Here is a 23483-nt window from a genome sequence, read left to right as displayed (position 1 = left end):
GGATGTTGTTGACCGCCGATTCCGGTTCGAAGCGGTTGAGGAACCACATCCGCTGCTGCGCGAGCGACAACGGCACCAGTTCCGGACGCACCTGCGGGACCAGCGGTGCGCGTCCGTCGCCACCCGAGGCCATGGCGGCGTCGACGAGCGAGGCGAGTTCGGCCGCCGTCGGGGCGTCGAAGAACTCGCGGACGTCGATGCGGACCTTGTGATCGGCGCTGAGCCGCGCGACGACCCGCGTCGCGCTCAGGGAGTTGCCGCCGAGTTCGAAGAAGTCGTCGTCGACACCGAGCTGCTCGATGCCGAGGACCTGCTCGAAAGCGGCGACGACGGCATGCTCGGTAGCCGTCGACGGCGCGCGGTATTCGCGCTGCAGGGAGCTGAAATCCGGTGCGGGCAAGGCCTTCCGGTCGAGCTTGCCGCTGCCGCCGAGCGGGAACTCGTCGAGTTCGACGAACAGCGACGGCACCATGTAGTCGGGCAGGCGCCGGCGCACGGCGTCGGCGAGCTCGGACCGTTCGATGTCGCGGCCGTCGGTGACGAGGTAGGCGACGAGGTGGTCGCCGAGCGCGGGGTCGGAGTGCACGACGACGACCGACTGCCGCACGCCCGGGTGGTCGAGCAACGCCGATTCGATCTCGCCGAGTTCGATGCGCAGACCGCGCAGCTTCACCTGGAAGTCCGTACGGCCGATGTACTCGATCTGCCCGTCCTCGTTCGTCTTCACGAGGTCGCCGGTGCGGTACATGCGGTCGCCGGGCTCGCCGAACGGGTCGGCGACGAAGCGATCGGAGGTCAGATCGGGGCGACGGAGATAGCCGCGCGCGAGCTGGACGCCCGCGAGGTAGAGCTCGCCCTCGACACCGTCCGGGACGGGGCGCAGACCCTCGTCGAGGACGTAGAGGCCGGTGTCGGCCACGGCGGCACCGATCGGCACGACGGTGTCGTCGGCGGAGGTCGCGAAGTAGGTGACGTCGACCGCGGCCTCGGTGGGCCCGTAGAGGTTGTGCAGACGCGCCGAGGAGATCTCGTAGAAGCGGGCGACGGTCTGCGGCGGCAGCGCCTCACCGGACGCGAAGACATAGCGAAGGGTGCTCACCGACGCGGCGGTGGACTCGGTGAGGTAGACGGCGAGCATCGACGGCACGAAGTGCGCGATCGTCACGCCGCGTTCGATCATCGTCTGCGCGAGGTAGGCAGGGTCGCGGTGCCCGTCGGGCACGGCGATCGTGAGACGGGCACCCACCTGCAGGGGCCAGAAGAACTCCCAGACCGACACGTCGAAGGTGAACGGCGTCTTCTGCAGCACCACGTCGTCGGCGCGCATCCCGTACTCGGACTGACGCCAGTCGATGTTCGCGACGATCGCCCGGTGCTCGACGGCGACGCCCTTGGGCCGTCCCGTCGAACCCGACGTGAAGATGACGTAGGCGAGGTGATCGGCCGTGAGCGCGCCGCCGCGCTCCTCCGGAGTGATCGGCTCGTCGGATACCTCGGACAGGTCGAGGGTGTCGATCGTCAGCGCCGGGACGGAACCGGGGAGATCGACGGCGTCGCGCTCGGTGGTGACGACGGCGACCGGCTCGGCGATCTCGAGGACGTAGGCGAGGCGGTCGGCCGGGTGGTCGGGATCGAGCGGCACGTAGGCGCCACCGGCCTTGACGATCGCGTACATGCCGACCAGCAGGTCGAACGACCGACGGACGGCGAGACCGACACGTGCGTCGGGGCCCACACCGAGACCGATGAGGTGACGTGCGAGACGGTTGGCGCGGGCGTCGAATTCGCGGTAGGTCAGGGCCTGCCCGTCGAAATCGAGAGCGACCGCATCGGGGGTCCGCGCCACCTGGGCGTCGAAACGCGCCATGAGGGTGTCGGGATCGACCGTGGCCGGTGCTGCCACATCGTCGCCGAGCACCTCGACGGCGTCGGCCAGCAGGGCGTCGACCACCCCCGCGAGACCCGGAGCACCCAGCAGAGCGGGCGCGATGTTCGACAGAACGACCGGGAACAGCGCGTCGAAACCGAGCGCACCGCCCATGGCGGTGTCGAGCGTGGCGATCTCGTCGCGCAGGCGCGCGTAGCCGATACGGGTATCACCGTCGGTGAGGGCGACGCGGTCGGGTTCGATCTCCGCGACGGCGGCGAGCAACCGGGGAAGGTCCTCGATCGCCAGCGCCGGCTTGCCCGCCATGTCACCCGTCATCTACGTCAGCCTCCTGAAATAACCTGCGCTCGGCATCACGCTGTGCACGCGACACCGCCCCCCGCTGCCACCCGGCACCGTACTGGCCGGGCAGTCGAACGACAGCCGATCTTCCATTATCCCGAAGTGACCGACACAGGACTAATCCGCGTCTCCCACCGCATCGGCATCGACGCCTTCCGCGACGGCGATCACATCGCGCACCAACTGTGCGAGACCGTCGGCGCCGAGTTGGGGCAGCATCCCCGGTACGAGGCCGTTCAAAACCACCGAGACGAGCGCTTCCGCGGTGAGCGCACCGCCGGTCGTGGTGGCCATGGTGTCCAGACGCTGGGCGAACTCGCCGAGTGTGACCTCGCGCTCACCGTGCCGGAAGGCGACGGTGTCCGGGGCCACCGCGGCCGCTGCCGCCACGAGTGCCGGAAGATCGGCGACGGTGCGTGCCTTCTTCGGCCGGGCCGCCCGCGCCCGCTCGGCATCCGTGCGGATGTCGATCGAACGGAGGACGACCTGCGGGTCGGCGCTGACGGCCTCGAGGATCCGGACGAAGCGATCGCCGAAGGCCTCGACCGTCGCGGCGTCGAACAGTGCCGTGGCGTAGGTGAAGGTCACATCGAGCGCGGTCAGCGCTCCCGACTCGGAGAACCGTTCGACCACCGTGCACTGCAGGTCGAACTTCGCCTGGTCGGCGCCCGTCTCGAGCGCGGCCACCTCGAGCCCCGGCAGGGCGAAGGTGCCCGTGTCGATGTTCTGGAAGGTGAGCATCGCCTGGAACAGCGGGGTGTACGCGCTGTTGCGTCGCACACCGAGACGTTCGACGACCCGCTCGAACGGCACGTCGGCGTTGCCGAACGCCGCGAGGTCCTTCTCCTTGGCCTGTGCGAGCAGCTCCGCGAAGGTCGCCGAACCGGCCACCCGGGTGCGGAGCACGAGGGTGTTGACGAACATGCCGACGAGGTCGTCGAGCGCTTCCTCACCACGACCGGCGGTCGGGGTCCCCACCGCGATGTCCTCGCTGCCCGACAGGCGGGCGAGCAGCACCGCGAAGGCGGCGTGCATCGTCATGAAGACCGTCGCGTTGTGCTCGCGGGCGGTCTTCTCGATGCGCTGCGCGAGTTCCTCACCGATCGTGAAGGTGAACGACTCACCGACGGTCGACTGGCGGGCGGGGCGCGGACGATCCGTGGGCAGGGCGAGAACCTCCGGGACACCGGAGAGTTCGTCGGCCCAGTAGTCGAGCTGACGCGACAGCTCGCTCTCGGGATCGTCTTCGGAGCCGAGAACTCTCTGCTGCCACAGCGTGTAGTCGGCGTACTGGACCTCGAGCGGTTCCCATCCCGGGGTCTCCCCCGCGGCGTGCGCGAGATAGGCGGTCATCACGTCGCGCACGAGCGGACGCATCGAGTACCCGTCGGCGCTGATGTGGTGCGCCACGACCGCGAGGACATGTTCGTCCGCCGCGAGACGCAGCAGCGCGACCCGCACCGGCGGGACCGATGCCGTCACGTCGAATCCGCTGCCGAGGATCTCGGTGAGGCGGTCGACGAGCTCGTCGGTGGTCACGCTCACCGGGGTGAGCTCGGGCACGGCCTGTGCGACCGGCAGCACGACCTGCACCGGACCGTCACCGCTGTCCGGGTAGACGGTGCGCAGCACCTCGTGCCGGGCGAACAGGTCGGCGATCGCTGCGCGCAGGGCGTCCACGTCGAGCGCACCGGTCAGGCGCACGGCGACGGGGATGTTGTAGACACCCGATTCGGGATCGACCCGGTTCAGGGTCCACATGCGCTGCTGGGCGAGCGACAGCGGCACCTGTTCGGGGCGCGGGACGGTCGTGAGTGCCGGGCGGGCGCCCTCGCCCACCGACGGCCGGATGCGGGCGGCGAGCGCGACTACCGTGGACGACTCGAAGACGGTCCGGACGGGCACGCGGGTGTCGAGTGCGGCACCGAGCCGGGCGGCGAGCTGCGTCGCGAGCAGCGAGTTGCCACCGAGTTCGAAGAAGTCGTCGTCGAGACCGGCCCGCTCGACACCGAGCAGTTCGGCGACGGTCGCGGCCACGATCTCCTCGACGGGATCGGTCGGGGCGCGGAACTGCCCCGCGTCGAGTTCGGGGTCGGGCAGGGCCCGCCGGTCGAGCTTGCCGTTGGTGTTCAGCGGCAGCGCGTCGAGTTCGACGAAGGCCGACGGCACCATGTACGACGGCAGTCGCTCCGCGAGCGCCGCCCGTGTCGCACCGGCGTCGAACGCCCGTGTCGCACCGGCGTCGAACGCCCGTGTCGCACCGGAGTCGAACGCGTCGGTGGCCGGAACGACGTACGCGACGAGACGGTCGCCGAGGTGGGCGGTGTTGCGCACCAGGACGGCGACGTCCTTCACGTCCGGCAGCTCCCGCAGGACGGTCTCGACCTCGCCGAGTTCGATGCGGTAACCGCGTACCTTGACCTGGAAGTCGGCCCGGTCGAGGTATTCGAGGCGACCGGCACGGTTCCACCGGACGATGTCCCCCGTGCGGTACATGCGTCCGCGCCCGTACGGGTCGGCGACGAACCGGTCCGCGGTGAGGTCGGGACGGTCGTGGTAGCCCCGCGCGAGCTGGGCACCCGCGAGGTACAGCTCGCCGGCGACGCCCGGCGCCACCGGTCGCAACCGGTCGTCGAGGACGTAGACGGCCGTGTTCCACTCGGGCACACCGATCGGGACGACGGTGCGGTCGGCGTCGTCGACCTCGTGGACGGTCACCGAGACCGCAGCCTCGGTCGGCCCGTAGAGGTTGTACAGCGTCGCAGTGTTGTCCGCGCGGAACTGCTGGGCCACCGCCGCGGGCAGTGCCTCACCGATCGCGAGGATCCGCCGCAGCGACGGCGCCACCGGACCGGCCGCGACCGTCATCAGCATCGACAGCATGGACGGAACGGTGTGCAGCGTGGTCACCTGCTCGTCGCGCAGCAGCGCGAGCAGGTAGTCGGGATCGCGGTGTCCGTCGGCGGTGGCGATCACCAGGCGGGCACCGGAGGTGAGCGCCGACCAGAACTCCCACACCGACAGGTCGAACGTCGCGACGGTCTTGAGCAGCACCGCGTCGTCGGACCCGATGCCGAAATGCTCACGCTTCCACAGCAACTGGTTGACGACCGCGGCGTGGGAGACCGCGACGCCCTTGGGGCGTCCGGTCGAACCCGACGTGAAGATCACATACGCCGTGTTGCCCGGCCGCAGTGGAGCCGACCGGTCGTCGTCGGTGATCGGGCCGTCCGGGAGCCCGGTGAGGTCGAGACGGTCGAGTTCGACGACCGGCGCGGTGCCGTGCTCGACCCGGTCGCCGCTCGTCGTGACGATCGCGACGGGAGCGGCCGTGTCGAGGATGTAGGTGTTGCGCTCGGCGGGTTGCTCCGGGTCGACCGGCACGTAGGCCGCGCCGGTCTTCGCGATCGCGTACATGCCCACGAGCAACTCGGGCGAACGACGGATCGCCAGCGCGACCCGGTGCTCCGGTCCCACACCGAGACCCAGCAGGTGCCGGGCGAGACGGTTGACCGACGAGTCGAACTCGCCGTAGGTCCACTGCCGGCCCTCGTACACGAGCGCGACGTCGTCGCGGTGTGCGGCGACCTGCTCGTCGAACAGACCGACGAGGGTCGCTCCGGTGTCGGTTCCGTGGGCGGTGTCGTTCCACGCGCCGAGCACCGCGTCGCGCTCCTGCGGCAGGAGCAACGCGTGATCGCCGACGGGCAGTGCCGGCGACTCGACGAGCGCTTCGAGCAGCTGCTCGAAACGGGCCGCGACGGCTTCCGCGGTCTCGCGGTCGAACAGATCCGTCGCGTAGGTGAGGATTGCGTCGATGCCCTGCGGCGCGCCATCGTCGCCGTAGCTGTCGGCGACGATCAGGTGCATGTCGAACTGGGCGGTGCCGCCTTCGAGATCGACCGGTTCGATGTCGAGGCCGGGCAGGGCGAGTTCGGAGCGGCTCTGGTTCTGGAACGAGAAGCCGACCTGGAACAGCGGGTGCCGGGCGGTCGAGCGGGCCGGGTTCAGGACCTCGACGAGGCGCTCGAACGGCACGTCCGCGTGGGCGAACGCCTGCAGATCGGTTTCCCGTGCCGCGGAGAGCAGTTCGTCGAAGGACGCACCACCGTCCACCTCCAGCCGGAGCACCAGCGTGTTGACGAACATGCCGATGATGTCCTCGGTGGCCTGCTCGGTGCGACCCGCGATGGGGGTGCCCACCGCGATGTCCGTCGAGCCGGACAGGCGCGCGAGCAGCGCCGCGAAGGCCGCGTGCACGGCCATGAACACGGTCGCGTTCCGGTTGCGTGCCAGGTCGCGCAGCTCGCGGTGCAGATCGGCACCGATGGTGAACTCCACGCGGTCGCCGCGGAAGCTCTGCTGCGCAGGCCGCGGACGGTCGAGCGGCAGGTCGAGCTGGTCGGGCAGGTCGGCGAGCGCGATGCGCCAGTAGCCGAGCTGCTCGGCGGCGGTGGACTCCGGATCGTCCTCGGAGCCGAGGACCTCCCGCTGCCACAACGCGAAGTCGGCGTACTGCACCTCGAGCGGCGCCCACGCCGGATCGCTGTCCGCGGACCGGGCGGCGTAGGCCGTCATGACGTCGCGGACCAGCGGCACCATCGACGAGCCGTCGGCGCTGATGTGGTGGACCACGGTGACGAGGACGTGATCGTCGTCGGCGACGCGGAGCAGATGCATCCGCACCGGCACGTCGACCGTGACGTCGAAGCCGGCCGCGGCGATCTCCCGCATCCGCGGTTCGAGATCGGCGGCGGTGACGTCCACCGGTTCGAGCTCGGGCCGGACCTGCGAGGCGGGCAGGATGCGCTGCACCGGACCGGATTCGGTCTCGGGGTAGACGGTCCGCAGGGACTCGTGCCGTGCGACGAGGTCGGCGACCGCGGCACGCAAGGCGTCGACGTCCAGTGCGCCCGTCATCCGCAACGCGAACGGGATGTTGTAGGCCGTCGAGTCGGGATCGAAGCGGTTGAGGAACCACATCCGCTGCTGCGCCAGCGACAGCGGGATCGACTCCGGCCGGGTCCGGGCCGTGAGCGGCACCCGCGCACCGCGACCGGACTCCTGCTCGACCCGCGTCGCGAGTTCCGCGACGGTGGACGCCTCGAACAACGCCCGCACCGGCACCTGCGCATCGAGCGCGGCACCGAGCCGGGAAACCACCTGCGTCGCGATCAACGAGTTGCCACCGAGCGCGAAGAAATCGTCGTCAGCACCGATGCGGTCGACACCGAGCACATCGGCGAACACACCCGCCACGATCTCCTCGATCGGGGTGCTCGGCGCGCGGAAACCACGCGTCTCGAACACCGGCTCGGGCAACGCCCGCCGGTCGAGCTTGCCGTTGACCGTCAGCGGGATCGCGTCGATCACCACGAACGCCGAGGGCACCATGTACTCCGGAAGAATCACGGCGACACTGCTGCGCAGCGCTTCGGTGTCGATCGACATGCCCTCGTGCGGAACCACATAGGCGACGATCCGGGCCGCTCCCGGGGTGTCCTCGCGCACGATGACCGCCGCGTGGGCGACCTCGTCCTGCGCGAGCACCGCAGCCTCGACCTCACCGAGTTCGATGCGGAAACCGCGGATCTTCACCTGGTCGTCGGCGCGTCCGAGATATTCGAGATCGCCCGAGACGACCCAGCGTGCGACGTCGCCCGTCCGGTACAGCAGCGCACCGTCGGACGAGAACGGATCGGCGACGAAACGTGCCGCCGACAGCTCCGGACGGCGCAGGTATCCACGCGCCAATTGGCCGCCGCCGACGTACATCTCGCCGGCCACACCCACCGGCACCGGCTTGAGCCGCCGGTCGAGCACGTACACCCGCAGACCCGCGATCGGCACACCGACCACGCTCGCGGACGCGCCCTGCGCCAGGTCGGCACCGATCTCCCGGTACGACACGTGCACGGTCGTCTCGGTGATGCCGTACATGTTCACCAACCGCGGTGAGGTGTCGCCGTGACGCTCGAACCACCCGGCCAGACGCCGTGGCTCGAGTGCCTCACCACCGAAGATCACGTACCGCAGCGACAGCTGTGCCTCGTCGGCCGCCACCCGGTCGGCCTCGACAAGCTGGTAGAACGCCGACGGGGTCTGGTTGAGCACGGTGACCCGCTCGCGGATCAGCAACTCGCGGAAGGCTTCCGGTGAACGCGACGTGAAGTAGTCGACGACCACGAGGGTTCCGCCGTAGAGCAGCGGTCCCCACAGCTCCCACACCGAGAAGTCGAAGGCGTAGCTGTGGAACATCGTCCACACGTCCGACGAGTCGAAGCCGTACACCGATTCGGTGTTGACCATCAGCCGCACCACATTGCGGTGCGGGATCAGCACACCCTTCGGGCGTCCCGTCGAGCCCGACGTGTAGATCACGTACGCCAGATTCGTCGACGTCAGCGGGGCACGACGCTCCGCGTCGAGGATCGGTGCGTCGTCGACCTCCGACAGATCGAGACGGTCGATCTCGACGACCGGCACCGAGGCCGGGAACGCGACCTCGACGTCCGAAGTGGTCACCACCGCCACCGGCGTCGCGTCCGAAACCAGGAACTCGATCCGGTCGGTCGGCGAGTTCGGGTCGATCGGCAGGTAACCGGCACCGGCCTCGAGCACCGCGAGCAGCGCCACGATCAGATCGAGCGAGCGCGGCATCGCGACCGCGACCAGATCCTCCGGACCCGCACCGACATCGATGAGATGACGTGCCAGGCGGTGCACCCGCGCACCGAGTTCGCGGTAGGACAACTGCTCGTCGCCGAACCGCACCGCGACCGCGTCGCCGCGTTCGGCGACGCGCGCCTCGAACATGTCGACGAGTGTCGTTCCGGCCGGTGCGACGTCGTCGCCCAGCGAATTCCAGCGCGAGACGACCAGTTCGCGTTCGAAGTCGTCGACGATCTCGATGTCGCCGACCACCGCCGCCGGATCCTCGGCCACCCCGCGCAGGATGCGCAGCAGCTGCTCCGCGAACGCCGCGACCCGCAGGTCGTCGAACAGATCGGTCGCGTAGGTGACGGCGAAGTCCATACCGGCCGCCGAACCGTCCTCGCCGACGCTCTCGGCGAAGGTGAACTGCAGGTCGAACTTGGCGGTGGGCGCCTCGTAGTCGACCGCCGCGGCGGTGACGCCGTCGAGGTCGAACTCGACCCGGCCGGTGTTCTGGAAGGTCAGAGCCACCTGGAACAGCGGGTGACGCGCCTGCGAACGCTGCGGGTCGAGGATCTCCACGAGCCGCTCGAAGGGGACGTCGGCGTTCGCGAAGGCGTCGAGGTCGGTGTCGCGCACCTCGGCGAGGAGATCCTGGAACCGGATGTCGTTGCGCACACCGACACGCAGCACGAGCGTGTTGACGAACATGCCGACGAGGTCGTCGAGGGCGGCCGCGCCGCGACCCGCGATCGGGGTGCCGATCGCGATGTCCTCGCTGTCGGACAGTCGCGCCAGCAGCACCGTCAGGGCCGCGTGCACGACCATGAACAGGGACGTGTTCCGCTCCCGGGCAAGGCTTTCCAGCGCCGAGTGCAGCTCGGGTTCGATACGGAACCGGCTGGTGCGTCCGGTGTTCGACGCGACCTCGGGGCGAGCACGATCCGACGGCAGGTCGAGCTGGTCGGGAAGGTCCGCCAGCTGCGCGGTCCAGTACTCCACCTGGCGGGAGAGCACCGAACGCGGATCGTCCTCGGAGCCGAGCACGTCGCGCTGCCACAACGCGTAGTCGGCGTACTGCACCTCGAGCGGCGCCCAGTTCGGGGTCTCACCGCGCGAACGGCTCGCGTAGGCGACCATGATGTCGCGCGCGAGCGGCCGCAGCGAGAAGCCGTCGGACGCGATGTGGTGGACCACGAGGAACAGCACGTGCTCACGCGCGCCGAGCGAGAACAGCACGACCCGCAGCGGCACTTCGCTCGTGACGTCGAAGCCGGCCGAGGTGAGCTGCTCCGCCCGCTCGAGCAGGCTGCTCTCGGCGACCCGCTCGACGGGCAGTTCCACCTCGTAGGGCGGCTGCACCGACTGGTGGCCGACGCCGTCGATGTCCGGGTAGACCGTCCGCAGGGACTCGTGCCGCTCGATGACGTCGCCGAGCGCGGTGCGCAGCGCGTCGACGTCGAGGTTCCCGGTGAGGCGGACACCGACGGGGATGTTGTTCGCCGCGGAGGCCGGATCGAAGCGGTTGAGGAACCACATGCGCTGCTGCGCGGGCGACAGCGGGATCCGCTCCGGACGCTCGCGCCGTTCGAGGGCGGGCCGCGACCCGGCTCCCCCGAACTGTTCGACGCGGACCGCGAGAGCCTCGACGGTGGGGGCGTCGAACAGGGCACGGACGGGGACGGTCGTGTCGAGGGCGTCGCCGAGACGGGCGACCACCTGCGTCGCCACGAGCGAGTTCCCACCGAGCGCGAAGAAGTCGTCGGTGCGGCCGACGCGCGGGACACCGAGCACCTGCGCGTAGACACCCGCGACGATCTCCTCGACCGGCGTGCGCGGCGGCATGAACTCCTGTAACTCGATAACAGGATCTGGCAACGCCTTGCGGTCGAGTTTGCCGGACGCACCCAATGGCATGGCATCGAGCACGAGATAGGTCGCGGGCACCATGTAGGACGGCAGACGCGTCGACAGATACGTATCGACCACCTCGCGGTCGAGGGTCGCGCCGCTCTGCGGCACGATATATGCGACCAGTTGGTCCTGTCGCACGAGGACTGCGGCTTGGTCGACGTCGTCACATTCGAGAAGTGCGGCTTCGATTTCCCCTAATTCGATCCGCAGACCACGGAGCTTGACCTGGAAATCTGTTCGCCCAATGTAGTCGAGTTCACCCCGCTCACCATCACCAATCCATCGGACGAGATCGCCGGTGCGGTACAGACGCTCACCATCACCGAATGGAGAGGCAACGAAGCGGTCGGCCGTCAGATCCGGCCGATTTACGTAACCTCGGGCAAGCTGAACGCCCGCGAGATAAAGTTCCCCCGGGACACCAACAGGGACCGGAGCCAGGCGGTGATCGAGGACGTAGACCTTCGTGTTCCACACAGGCGCGCCGATCGGCACCGACAGCACGTCAGAATCGACGACCTCGTGGTACGTCACGTCCACCGCAGCCTCCGTCGGTCCGTACAGATTGTGCAGCCCGACACGGGGCAAGACGGCAATGGTGCGGGCCGCCAACGCTGGCGGGAGCGCCTCACCCGACGCGAATAAGTAACGCAGCGACGAGCAATTGGCGACGGAAGACTCTGCAACGAAGACCGCGAGCATCGACGGGACAAAGTGAACGACCGAGACGGAACTGCGCGCTATCACGGAGACCAGGTAGCGCGGATCGCGGTGACCGTCGGGCCGCGCCACCACGAGGCGAGCGCCGACCTGCAATGGCCAGAAGAACTCCCAGACCGAGACGTCGAAGGTGAACGGAGTCTTTTGCAGTACTACATCGGTGGCGTCAAGCGGGTATTCGTGCTGCATCCAGCGCAGACGATTGACTATCGCGCGGTGCGGTACCGCAACACCCTTCGGTCGTCCCGTCGATCCCGACGTGAAGATGACGTAGGCGGTGTTCGTCCGCCGCAACGGCGATACCCGATCTACATCCGACACAGGCGCATCCGAAACATCGCACAGATCCAAGGTGTCGATAGTCAGGTTCGGCACCACTTTTGCTCCGGAGACCGCAAACTTGTCGCTTTCAGTCGTCAACACCACCACGGGAGCCACCGTGTCGAGGATATATGCGTTGCGCTCGTCCGGTTGATCCGGATCCACCGGGACGTAGGCGCCTCCCGCCACCACAACGGCGTACATACCCACCAACAAGCTTGTCGACCGACGCATAGCCAACGCGACCGTCGAGTCCGGCCCCACTCCCACCGAGACCAGATGCCGTGCAAGACGATTGACACGGGAGGAGAATTCGGAGTAGGTCAGTGCCTCACCCTCGAATTCCACCGCGATCGCATCCGGCGTGCGCTCGACCTGTTCGAAGAACAGATTCACGAGGGTAGACGACTCATCCACCTCATGATGAGTGTCATTCCAATGCTGGAGCAGACGCGACCGCTCGTCGGCATCCAGTAGATCGATATCTCCCACCGTCACGGACGAGTCTGCGGTGACGACATGGAGGAGACGGACAAATCGCTTACTCAATTCGTCGATTGTGGAGGCGTCGAACAAATCAGTCGCATATTGAATTTCAAGTTCATAACCGCGATCGACCTCTTCTTCGCCAACGTCGAGAACGGTAAATGCGAGGTCGAACTTCGACATGCCGTGGTCGAACGGCAGGTTCGAGACCGATAGGTTCGACAACTCAAGAGCGACCTGCCCAAGGTTCTGGAATGCGAGCATCACCTGGAACAACGGATTGTGAGCCTGAGTGCGAACGGGAGCAAGTACGTCGACGAGACGTTCGAACGGAAGCTCTGCGTGCCCGAAGGCCCCGAGGTCCACTTCGCGGACATGGGCAAGCAGATCTTCGAATCCCGCTGAGGGATCCACTCGGGTCCGCAGAACGAGCGTATTGACAAACATACCGATGAGGTCGTCGAGGGAACGTTCACCGCGGCCCGCGACCGGAGTACCGATAGTGATGTCACCGGAGCCGCTCAGCCGCGCAAGCAGTAAGGCCAACACCGCGTGCACCACCATGAACTCGGTGGAGCGGTGTTGCTGGGCGACGCGTTCGATAGCGATACGGAGCTCAGCGTCGATCCGCAATCGGGTGACGGCACCCGCGTAGGACGCCACCGCCGGGCGAGGCCGATCCGCCGGCAGGTCGAGACTGTCAGGTAGACCAGCAAGCACCTTCGTCCAGTAACGAATTTGCTTTGATAACAGCGATTCCGGGTCGTTCTCCGCACCGAGCACCTCGTGTTGCCAGAGAGTAAAGTCGGCATACTGGACTTCGAGCGGAGCCCAGGCCGGATCCCCGCCCTGCGACCGAGCCGCGTACGCGATCATGATGTCGCGGGTCAACGGCACCATCGAGAATCCGTCGGCGGCGATGTGGTGCAGGATCGCGACGAGCACGTGCGAATCAGGGCCGGTCTCGAACAGCCGCACCACCATCGGCACGTCGCGCACGACGTCGAAGGTGGTCGCCGCGAGTGCCCGCAGTTCGGCAGGCAGGCGGTCTGCGTCGATGCGGGTGACGGTCAACTCGACCGGCACCTCCGAGACCGGCAGCACCTTCTGGTAGCCGTAGCCGTCGACGTCGGGATAGACGGTGCGGAGCGATTCGTGCCGTGCGACGACGTCGCGCAGCGCGGTCCCGAGCGCAGCGACGTCGAGCGCACCGGACAGGTGCACGGCCACCGGGATGTTGTTGACCGCGGACTCCGGGTCGAAACGGTTGAGGAACCACATGCGTTGCTGCGCGAGCGACAGCGGAACCCGTTCGGGGCGGCGCCCGGCGACGAGCGGTGTGCGGGCCGCACCCGACGAGTCGGCCTCGACGTCGGCGGCGAGGGCCTCGACGGTGGACGCCTCGAAGATCGCGCGCAATGCCACTCGGCCACCGAGGGATTCGCCGATGCGGGAGACGGCCTGTGTTGCGATCAGCGAGTTGCCGCCGAGCGCGAAGAAGTCGTCGTCGAGACCGACGCGGTCGAGTCCGAGGACGTCGGCGAAGACCGACGCGACGATCTGTTCGACCGGGGTCGTCGGGGCGCGGAACTCCTTGACCTCGAAGACCGGGGCCGGCAGGGCCTTGCGGTCGAGCTTGCCCGACGATCCGAGCGGGAACTCGTCGAGCACGACGTAGACCGACGGCACCATGTAGGCCGGCAGCGAGCCGGCGAGACGACGCGAGACGGAGGTGGTGTCGAGCGACCGGCCGTCGGCGGCGACGAGATAGGCGACGAGGTGCTCACCGGAGTGGGCGTCCGAGCGCACGAGCACGACGGCCTGATCGACGTCGTCGAGCGCGAGCAGAGCCGTCTCGATCTCGCCGAGTTCGATGCGCAGACCGCGCAGCTTGACCTGGAAGTCGGTGCGGCCGATGTATTCGAGTTCGGCACGCGCCGTGCGTGCGTCGGAGGTCTCCCGGACGACCCACCGCACGAGATCGCCCGTGCGGTAGAGCCTCTCCCCCGCCCCGTACGGCGAGGCGACGAAGCGTTCCGCCGTCAGATCCGGCCGCGCCACGTAACCGCGCGCCAGCTGGACACCCGACAGGTAGAGCTCACCCGCGACACCGACCGGCACCGGATGCAGTCGGCCGTCGAGGACGTGGACGCCGGTGTTCCAGACCGGGACGCCGATCGGCACCGACACCGCGTCGGCCGCGGTGACCTCGTGGTAGGTCACGTCGACGGCCGCCTCGGTGGGGCCGTACAGGTTGTGCAGGCGAGCGCCCGGCAGGATCGACCGCAGGCGTGCGGCGACCGAGGCGGGCAGTGCCTCGCCCGAGGCGAAGACCATCCGCAACGATGAGGCCGAGGCCGCGGCGTTCTCGGCGACGAAGACCGCGAGCATGGACGGCACGAAGTGCGCGACCGTGACGCCGCGGTCGGCCATGACCCGGGCGAGATAGGCCGGGTCCCGATGACCGTCGGGCAGTGCGATCTCGAGTCGCGCACCGATCTGCAGGGGCCAGAAGAACTCCCACACCGACACGTCGAAGGTGAACGGCGTCTTCTGCAGGACCACGTCGTCGCGACCGAGGCCGTACTCGTCCTGCATCCACAGCAGGCGGTTGACGATCGCGCCGTGCGGCACCGCGACACCCTTGGGCCGTCCCGTCGAACCGGACGTGAAGATGACGTAGGCGGTGTTCGCCGGCGTGAGCGTGGCGATGCGATCGGCATCGGTGATCGGGCCGGACGGCAGGTCGGACACATCGAGCGTGTCGATCTCGATCGTGCGCGCGGCCGCGGTCGACCCGAAGCCGTCGCGGGTGGTGGTCAGCACCGCGACCGGCGCCGCCGTGTCGAGGATGTACACGTTGCGGTCGGCGGGCTGATCGGGGTCGAGCGGCAGGTAGGCGCCGCCGGCCTTGACGATCGCGTACATGCCGACGAGAAGGTCGAGGGAGCGCCGCACCGCGAGTCCGACGGTCGACTCCGGTCCGACACCCTGCGAGATCAGATGGCGGGCAAGGCGATTCACTCGCGCGTCGAAGTCCGCGTAGGTCAGCTGCTCACCCTCGAAAGCCACGGCCACGGCGTCGGGATCCGTCGCCACCCGGGCGTCGAACAGGTCGACGAGAGTGGCCGGTTCCAACTCGTGCGCGGTGGCGTTCCACGATTCGAGGACCGCGAGACGCTCGTCGGCGTCGAGCAGGTCGATGTCGCCGACGACGACCTCGGGCTCGCGCACCACGGCCTCGAGGATGCGGACGAAGCGATCGGCGAATCCGCGCACCGTCGCGTGATCGAACAGGTCGGTCGCATAGGTGAACGCCGCTCCGAGACCGTTCGGCGTGCCGTCCTCCGCGAAGTCCTCGGTGAGGGTGAGCTGCAGGTCGAACCTGGCGACCGCCGTGTCGATGTCGAGCACGTCGAGGGTCAGGCCACGCAGTTCGACGTGCGCGGCGCGCAGGTTCTCGAACGAGAGCATCACCTGGAACAGCGGGTGCCGGGCGGTGGAGCGGGTCGGGTTGAGCACCTCGACGAGCCGCTCGAACGGCACGTCGGCGTGGCCGAAGGCGCCGAGCGCCGCGTCGCGTGCCCGTGCGAGGTGCGCGGTGAACGGCCTGCCCGAATCGACATCCGTGCGCAGCACGAGGGTGTTGACGAACATGCCGATCAGGTCGTCGAGCGCCTGCTCGCCGCGACCCGCGACCGGGGTGCCGATCGCGATGTCGTCCTGACCGGACATCCGCGCGAGCAGCACGCTCAGGGCCGCGTGCACCACCATGAACAGCGACGCGTTGCGGGTACGTGCCAGCGCCACGAGCTCGCGATGCAGTTCCGGATCGATCGGGAAGTCCACGGTCGCACCGGAGTACGACTGCACGGCCGGCCGCGGACGGTCGGCGGGCAGATCGAGCTGATCGGGCGCACCGGCGAGGGTGCGACGCCAGTAGTCGAGCTGCCGGGAGATCAGCGACTGCGGATCGTCCTCGGACCCGAGCACCTGCCGCTGCCACAGCGTGTAGTCGGCGTACTGCACCGGCAGGGGTGCCCACGAGGGCTCCTCCCATTCGGTGCGGGCGGTGTAGGCGACCATGATGTCGCGCGCCATCGGGCCGGTGGACCAGCCGTCGGCCGAGATGTGGTGCACGACGAGCGCGAGCACGTGTTCCTGGTCGCCGAGTTCGAACAGTTCGGCGCGGATCGGCACGTCCGACGTCACGTCCAGGCCGGTGAAGACCAGGCGCCGCACGGAGGCGGGCAGCTCGTCGGGGGTGATCCGGGTCGGGGTCAGATCCGGCACGACCTCCGCCGCGGCACGGACGACCTGGTGCGGTCCGTTCGGCGAGTCGGGGAAGACGGTGCGTAACGACTCGTGCCGATCGATGACGTCCATGATCGACACCTGCAGTGCGGCGACGTCCAGTTCGCCGGTCAGGCGCAGCGCCATCGGGAGGTTGTAGGTGGACGACCGCGGATCGAAGCGGTTGAGGAACCACATGCGCTGCTGCGCGAGCGACAGCGGAACACGTTCGGGCCGCGGCATCTTCGTCAGAGCGATGCGCGCTCCGCGACCTGCCTCCTGCTCGACGCGCACCGCCAGGGCCGCCACCGAACTGGATTCGAACAACGCCCGCACCGGCACCTGCGCGTCGAGGGCGACACCGAGCCGGGAGACGACCTGCGTGGCGAGCAGCGAGTTGCCGCCGAGCTCGAAGAAGTCGTCGTCGAGACCCACGCCCTGGACGCCGAGCACCTCGGCGAAGACGTTCGCGACCGTCTCCTCGATGGGGGTGGTCGGGGCACGGAACTCGCGGTAGCTGATGCCGAGATCGGGTTCGGGCAGGGCACGGCGGTCGAGCTTGCCGACCGGGTTGAGCGGCACCTCGTCGAGCACGATGATCTGCGAGGGCACCATGTACGACGGCAGCGAGCGGCCGACGTGATCGGCGAGTTCGGCAGGATCGATCTGCTCGTCCCCGTGCACGTATGCGACGAGTGCGGTCTGACCGGACGGCATCTCGTGTCCGACGGTGGTCGCGAAGGCGACCGAGGGGTGAGTCAGCAGCGCGGCGTCGATCTCCCCGAGTTCGATGCGGTAGCCGCGGACCTTGACCTGGAAGTCGGCGCGTCCGGCGAACTCGATGCGGCCCTGCTCGTCCCAGCGCACGATGTCGCCGGTGCGGTACATCCGGGTTCCGCTCGCGCCGAACGGGTTCGCCACGAACCGGTCGGCGGTGAGTGCCGGGCGTCGGTGGTAACCCCGGGCGAGCACGTCGCCCGCGAGATAGAGCTCACCCGCGACACCGGCGGGGACCGGGCGGAGCCGGCTGTCGAGGACCAGGGCGTGCACGCCCGCCACAGGCCGTCCGATGGTGATCGGCCCGGACGGTTCGAGCAGAGCGCGCGTCGAGACGATCGTGGTCTCGGTCGGTCCGTAGGCGTTGTAGAAGCGACGGCCGGGCGCCCAGCGGGAGACGAGGTCGGCCGTGGACACGTCGCCACCGACGTTCACGACGCGCAGAGCGTCGAGTCCGCTCGGGTCGACGGAACCGAGCACCGCCGGGGTGATGACGGTGTGGGTGACGCCGGTGCGTTCGATGAGCGCGCGCAGTTCGGCGCCGCCGTAGACGGACGGCGGTGTCACGACGAGTTCGGCGCCGGTGGACCCGGCCAGCGTCCAGTCGAGGACCGTCGGGTCGAAGCTCGGCGAGCAGATGTGCAGGAGCTTCGATTCCTCTGTCACGCCGTACAGTTCGACGGTCTCGCGGACGAGACCGGCGAGGCCGCGGTGGGTGACGGCGACGCCCTTGGGCTTGCCCGTCGAACCGGAGGTGTAGATGACGTAGGCGGTGTGGTCGAGGCGCAGCGGCGCAGCGCGGTCGGCGTCGGTGAGCGGGCCGTCCGGGTAGGACGCGCACGCGTCGACGAACTCGGGGTCGTCGAGGCGGATCCACTCGGTAGCCGAGGGCAGACCGGTGGCGTACTCCCCCGTCGTCAGACCGAAGACGGCCGACGAGTCGTCGAGCATGTGGGTGACGCGTTCGGCCGGGTACTCCGGGTCGACGGGCGTGTAGGCGGCGCCGGTCTTGGCGACCGACCACACGGCGAGCACCATCTCCCACGACCGCGGGAAGGCCAGCGCGACGATGCCGTCGGGCCGGGCACCGCGCTCGACGAGCCGCCGGGCGATGCGGTTCGACCACGTGTCGAGCTCGCGGTAGGTCAGGACGGTGTCGCGGTCGCGGACGGCGACGCGGTCGGGATGGTCGACGGCGCCGGTGGTCAGCAGCTCCACCAGGGTGCGGGCCTCGGCGGGCTCGGGCCCCGTCGCCGTGAGCAGGCGTTCGGCCTCCCCGGGCGAGAGGATCGCCAGGTCGCCCACGCAGGTCGACGCATCGGCGACGATCCCGGCGAGGAGCCGCGCGAAGCGTTCCGCGAAGACCGCGACCGTCGCGGCGTCGAACAGGTCGGTGGCGTATTCGAACAGGGCGTCGAGGCCGGCGGGCTCGCCGTCGTCACCGGTCTTCTCGGTCACCCAGAGCTGGATGTCGAACTTGGAGATCGGCACGTCCAGTTCGGCGCCGACGGCGTGGACTCCCGCGAACGAGACGTCGCGCGCGGTACCCGGTTCGAGGGACAGCGCGGCCTGGAACAGCGGGTGCCGCGCGGTCGAGCGCGGCGGGTTGAGCACCTCGACGAGACGCTCGAAGGGGACGTCGGCGTTCGAGAACGCCGTCAGGTCGGTCTCCCGGACGCCGGCGAGGTAGTCCTCGAACGACACGCCGGGATCGACCCGGGTGCGCAGGACGAGGGTGTTGACGAACATGCCGATCAGGTCGTCGAGATCCTTCTCCCCGCGGCCTGCCACGGCGGTGCCGATGGCGATGTCGTCGGAACCGCTGAGGCGGGACAGCAGCGCCGCGTAGGCCGCGTGGACGACCATGAACAGCGACGCGTGCTGCTTGCGGGCGAGGTCGACGAGACCGCGGTGGGTCTCGGCGTCGATCGCGAAGCGGTGCTTGTCGCCGTTGTAGGAGGAGACGGCGGGCCGGGTCCGGTCGGTGGGCAGGTCGAGCTGGTCGGGCAGACCGTCGAGCTCGTTCACCCAGTAGTCGAGCTGTTGCGCCGCAACGGAATTCGGGTCGGCCTCGTCGCCGAGGGCCTCGCGCTGCCAGACGGCGTAGTCGGCGTACTGGACGGGAAGCGGCGTCCAGCTCGGCTTGTTCCCTTCGGTGCGGGCGCTGTAGGCCGTGACGACGTCGCGGGCGAACGGGCCGAACGAGGAGCCGTCGGCTGCGATGTGGTGCAGCACCATCGCCAGGACGTAGTCGTCGGGGGCGAGCCGGTACAGCGCGACACGGAAGGGGACGTCGCGGACGACGTCGAAACCGCGGCTCGCGAGGTCGACGACGGCCGCGTGCAGGTCCTGCTCGTCGACGTCGATCGGCTCGAGCGGGACGACGACCTGCTCGACCGGAAGGATCGTCTGCTGCGGTTCGCCGTCCACCTCGGGGTAGACGGTCCGCAGGCTCTCGTGCCGCGCCACCACGTCGGCGAAGGCGTCGGACACCGCTGCGGCATCGACGGCGCCGGTGAGCCGCACCGTGAACGGAAGGTTGTAGGCGGCGGTACTGACGTCGAAGCGGTTGAGGAACCAGATCCGTTGCTGCGCAGTCGACAACGGCAGCACGTCGGGTCGCGGGCGAGCGACGAGCGGGGACCGCGCGCCGGTACCGATCTGCTTGGCGAGCCGGGTCGCGAGACCCACGACGGTGGACGCCTCGAACAGCACGCGCACGGGCACCTGGGTGTCGAGCGCGGCTCCGATGCGGGAGACCACCTGGGTGGCGACGAGGGAGTTGCCGCCGAGTTCGAAGAAGTCGTCGTCGAGACCGACACGTTCGACACCGAGGACCTCGCCGAACGCTTCGGCGACGGCACGCTCGGCGGGAGTGCGCGGCTCACGGAAGATGCGGGTGCTGCTGAAGACCGGCTCCGGCAACGCCTTCCGGTCGAGCTTGCCGCTCGTGTTGAGCGGCAGCGCGTCGAGCACCATGAGTGACGCCGGAACCATGTACGACGGCAGCGACCGGCCGGCGTGGTCGGCGAGATCGGAGGTGTCGATGGTGCGGCCGGGAGCCGCGACGACGTACCCCACGAGCTGGTCGCCGGTGGGGGTCGCCACCACGAGCACGACGGCCTGCGAGACCGCGGGGTGCGCGAGGAGCACCGCTTCGATCTCGCCGAGTTCGATGCGCTGGCCGCGGAACTTGACCTGGAAGTCGGTGCGGCCGATGTATTCGAGCAGACCCGTGCCGTCGGCGGCGGTCTCCCACCGCACCAGGTCGCCGGTGCGGTACATCCGCTCGCCGGGCGCCCCGAAGGGATCGGCAAGGAAACGGTCGGAGGTCAGGTCGGGACGGTCGAGATACCCGCGCGCGAGCTGGATTCCGGCGAGGTACAGCTCGCCGGGCCGGCCCACCGGCACCGGACGCAGCCGCCGGTCGAGGACGTATGCGCGGCTGTTCCACTGCGGGACGCCGATCGGGACGCTGTGCACGTCGCCGGGAGCGGCCCGGTGGTAGGTGATGGAGACCGCCGCTTCGGTGGGGCCGTACAGGTTGTGGAGCCCGGCCGGGCACATCCGCGCGAAGTCCGCGGCGGTCTCGGACGGCAGGGCCTCACCGATGACGAAGACGTGGCGCAGCGAATCACACGTTCCCGCAGGCGCGTTCGCGACGAAGACGGTGAGCATCGACGGCACGAAGTCGGTGATCGTGACGTCGTGCTCGGCGATCTTGTTCGCGACGTAGACCGGGTCGCGGTGCCCGTCGGGCGTCGCGATCACGAGGGTCGCGCCGACGCGCAGGGGCATGAAGAAGCCCCACAGCGACACATCGAAGGTCGTCGCGGTCTTCTGCAGGTACACGTCGGTGGAGGTCAGACCGTACTGGTCGTTCATCCACTGGATCTGGTTGTCGATCGCCACGTGGCTCACGGCCACGCCCTTCGGCCGGCCCGTCGAACCGGAGGTGAAGATGACGTAGGCGGTCGTGTCCGGCAGGATCGGTCCGCGTCGTTCGGCGTCGGTGAGCGGTGTCGTGCCGAACCGCGAGTGGTCGAAGGTGTCGACGTCGATCGTGGGGATGCCCTCGGGCAGCGTCACGTCGTCGCGTGCCGTGGTGAGCACCGCCGCGGGGTGGGCGGTCTCGAGGATGTAGGCGGTGCGATCGGCGGGGTGGTCGGGGTCGATCGGCACCCAGGCACCACCCGCCTCGACGATCGCGTACATGCCGACGACGAGCTCGAGCGAGCGTCGGATGGACAGTCCGACGAGGGACTCGGGGCCGACACCGAGATCGACCAGTGCCCGGGCAAGGCTGTTCACCCGCGCGGCGAATTCGGCGTAGGTCAGCGATTCTCCTTCGAAGACCAGCGCGGTCGCCTCGGGAGAGGTCGCGACCCGGTCGTGGAACTCCGCGAGCAGGTCGCGGCGCTGCACGGGATGGTCGGTGCGGTTCCAGTCGCGGACGACCCGGTCGAGTTCGGTGCCGCCGGCGAGCGGGATGTCCCAGACGGGCCGGTCGGAGGCCGAACCGACGAAGCGGTCGAAGAACTCGACGAACCGCGCGTGGTCGGAGGCGGCCCGGTCGGGTCCGTAGAGATTCGGGTTCGACTCGAAGTCGATGTGGGTGTTGTCGCCGCTGGTGTAGACGTTGACGCCGAGATCCTCGATCAGACCGGTGGACAGGATGTTGATCCGTCCCACCATGTCGCCGAGTCGGACCTCGTTGTCGAACAGCATGATGTTGACCCACGGTCCGAAGAAGGTGGACTGCGCTCCACCCGCCGAGGTCGCGGCGCGGTCGCGGACGATGTCCTCGTGCCGGTAGCGCTGGTGACGCAGCGCGCCCGAGACGGCAGCACCGGACGCCGCGATCAGGTCGTGCACAGTGGTCTCGTCGGTCACGCTCAGCCGGAGCGGGACGACGTTCGAGACCATGCTGCCGGAGCGGCGCAACAGGGCGGTCGTGCGAGCCGCGACGGGCAGGCTCAGGACGACGTCGGTCTGCCCGGTCATCTGGGCGACGTAGGCCGCGAACGCCGCGATGACGGCGGTCGCCAGACTCGTGTTCTCCCGCTCCGACAGCTGCTCGACGCGACGTTCGGTCTCGTCCGACAACGCCGCGCTGTCGATGCGGCTGACCGGCGCGGGCGCCGCGGTGCGGCCGGCGAGGCTCGTGGGTTCCTCGATGCCCTCGATCTGCCGCGCCCAGTACTCGCGGTCGTCGGCGAACCGCTTCGATCCGCGGTACTCCATCTCGACGTCGTGGACCTTGCGCAGATCGGACGCGAGGCTCGGGGACGGTTCGACGCCGTCGACCGACGCCGTGTAGAGCTCGGCGATGCGGGTCATGAAGGTCGCGGCGGCGAAACCGTCGAGCGCGAGATGGTGGACGCGGTTGTACCAGAAGTAACGACGGTCACCGATGCGCAGGACCGTCGCGGAGATCAGCCGGTCGCGGAGGACGTCGACGGGACGGCTGCGGTCGTCGCGCATCCAGTCGAGCGCGGCCTGGCGAGGATCGGGCTCGCCCCGAAGATCCTCGTACCCGACGGACTCTTCGAGAGTGGGGTCGACGAGCTGGTAGGGCTGGGCGTCGACCTCGATGAACCGGAGGAAACCCGATCCCATCTCGTGGGCGGCGCGGACACTCGCGGCACGCAGCAGGTCGCGGTCGAGGTCGCCCTCGAGTTCGACGTACTGAGCGATGTTGGCGGGCACCGTCGGATCGACGTGCTGAGCGAACCACATGCCCAGCTGTGCCGGCGAGAGCGGAAAGGCCCCGGGCGGCACGATGCCCTGCGCGTTCGCCGCTTCCGATCCGCCGCTACCCAGCGAGTCCAATCCCCAACCTCTCTCTCACCGTCGCGCAACCCCCATCGGCGGCAGCTTGCGCAGCGCACAACCTTCTCGGTTTATCTGCTGACCAGGTGGGAATCGTTACGGCGCGGCCGGGCGGTAGGACTCTCCGCAGGACCGGACGCAGCAACGAATCCCCAGCCTTTCGGCCGAGGCGCCCGAAGCAGGTTACCCGCCGGTCATCACCGGAGCCCATGACATACGCATCGGCCCCAATCTACAGGGTGCCCACCCGGCGCCG

Annotated in this window: 2 protein-coding genes; both read right to left on the bottom strand. The window is 68.9% G+C overall.

Annotated features, from left to right (window positions below; genetic code table 11):
- Nucleotides 1-2206, bottom strand: a 2206-nt coding sequence (locus NVV99_RS19815) for an amino acid adenylation domain-containing protein (protein WP_260783002.1), incomplete at its 3' end; no start/stop codon positions are given.
- Between the two features lie 141 nt (nt 2207-2347).
- Nucleotides 2348-23227 carry a non-ribosomal peptide synthase/polyketide synthase gene (locus NVV99_RS19810; protein WP_024101638.1) on the bottom strand — a complete coding sequence of 6960 codons (20880 nt, stop codon included), beginning with the start codon at nt 23225-23227 and terminating at the stop codon, nt 2348-2350.
- Between the last annotated feature and the right edge of the window lie 256 nt (nt 23228-23483).

The sequence above is a fragment of the Rhodococcus sp. PAE-6 genome (assembly GCF_025290685.1).
GTDB lineage: Bacteria > Actinomycetota > Actinomycetes > Mycobacteriales > Mycobacteriaceae > Rhodococcus > Rhodococcus pyridinivorans.
This window is presented reverse-complemented; position numbering and strand designations above follow the sequence as displayed.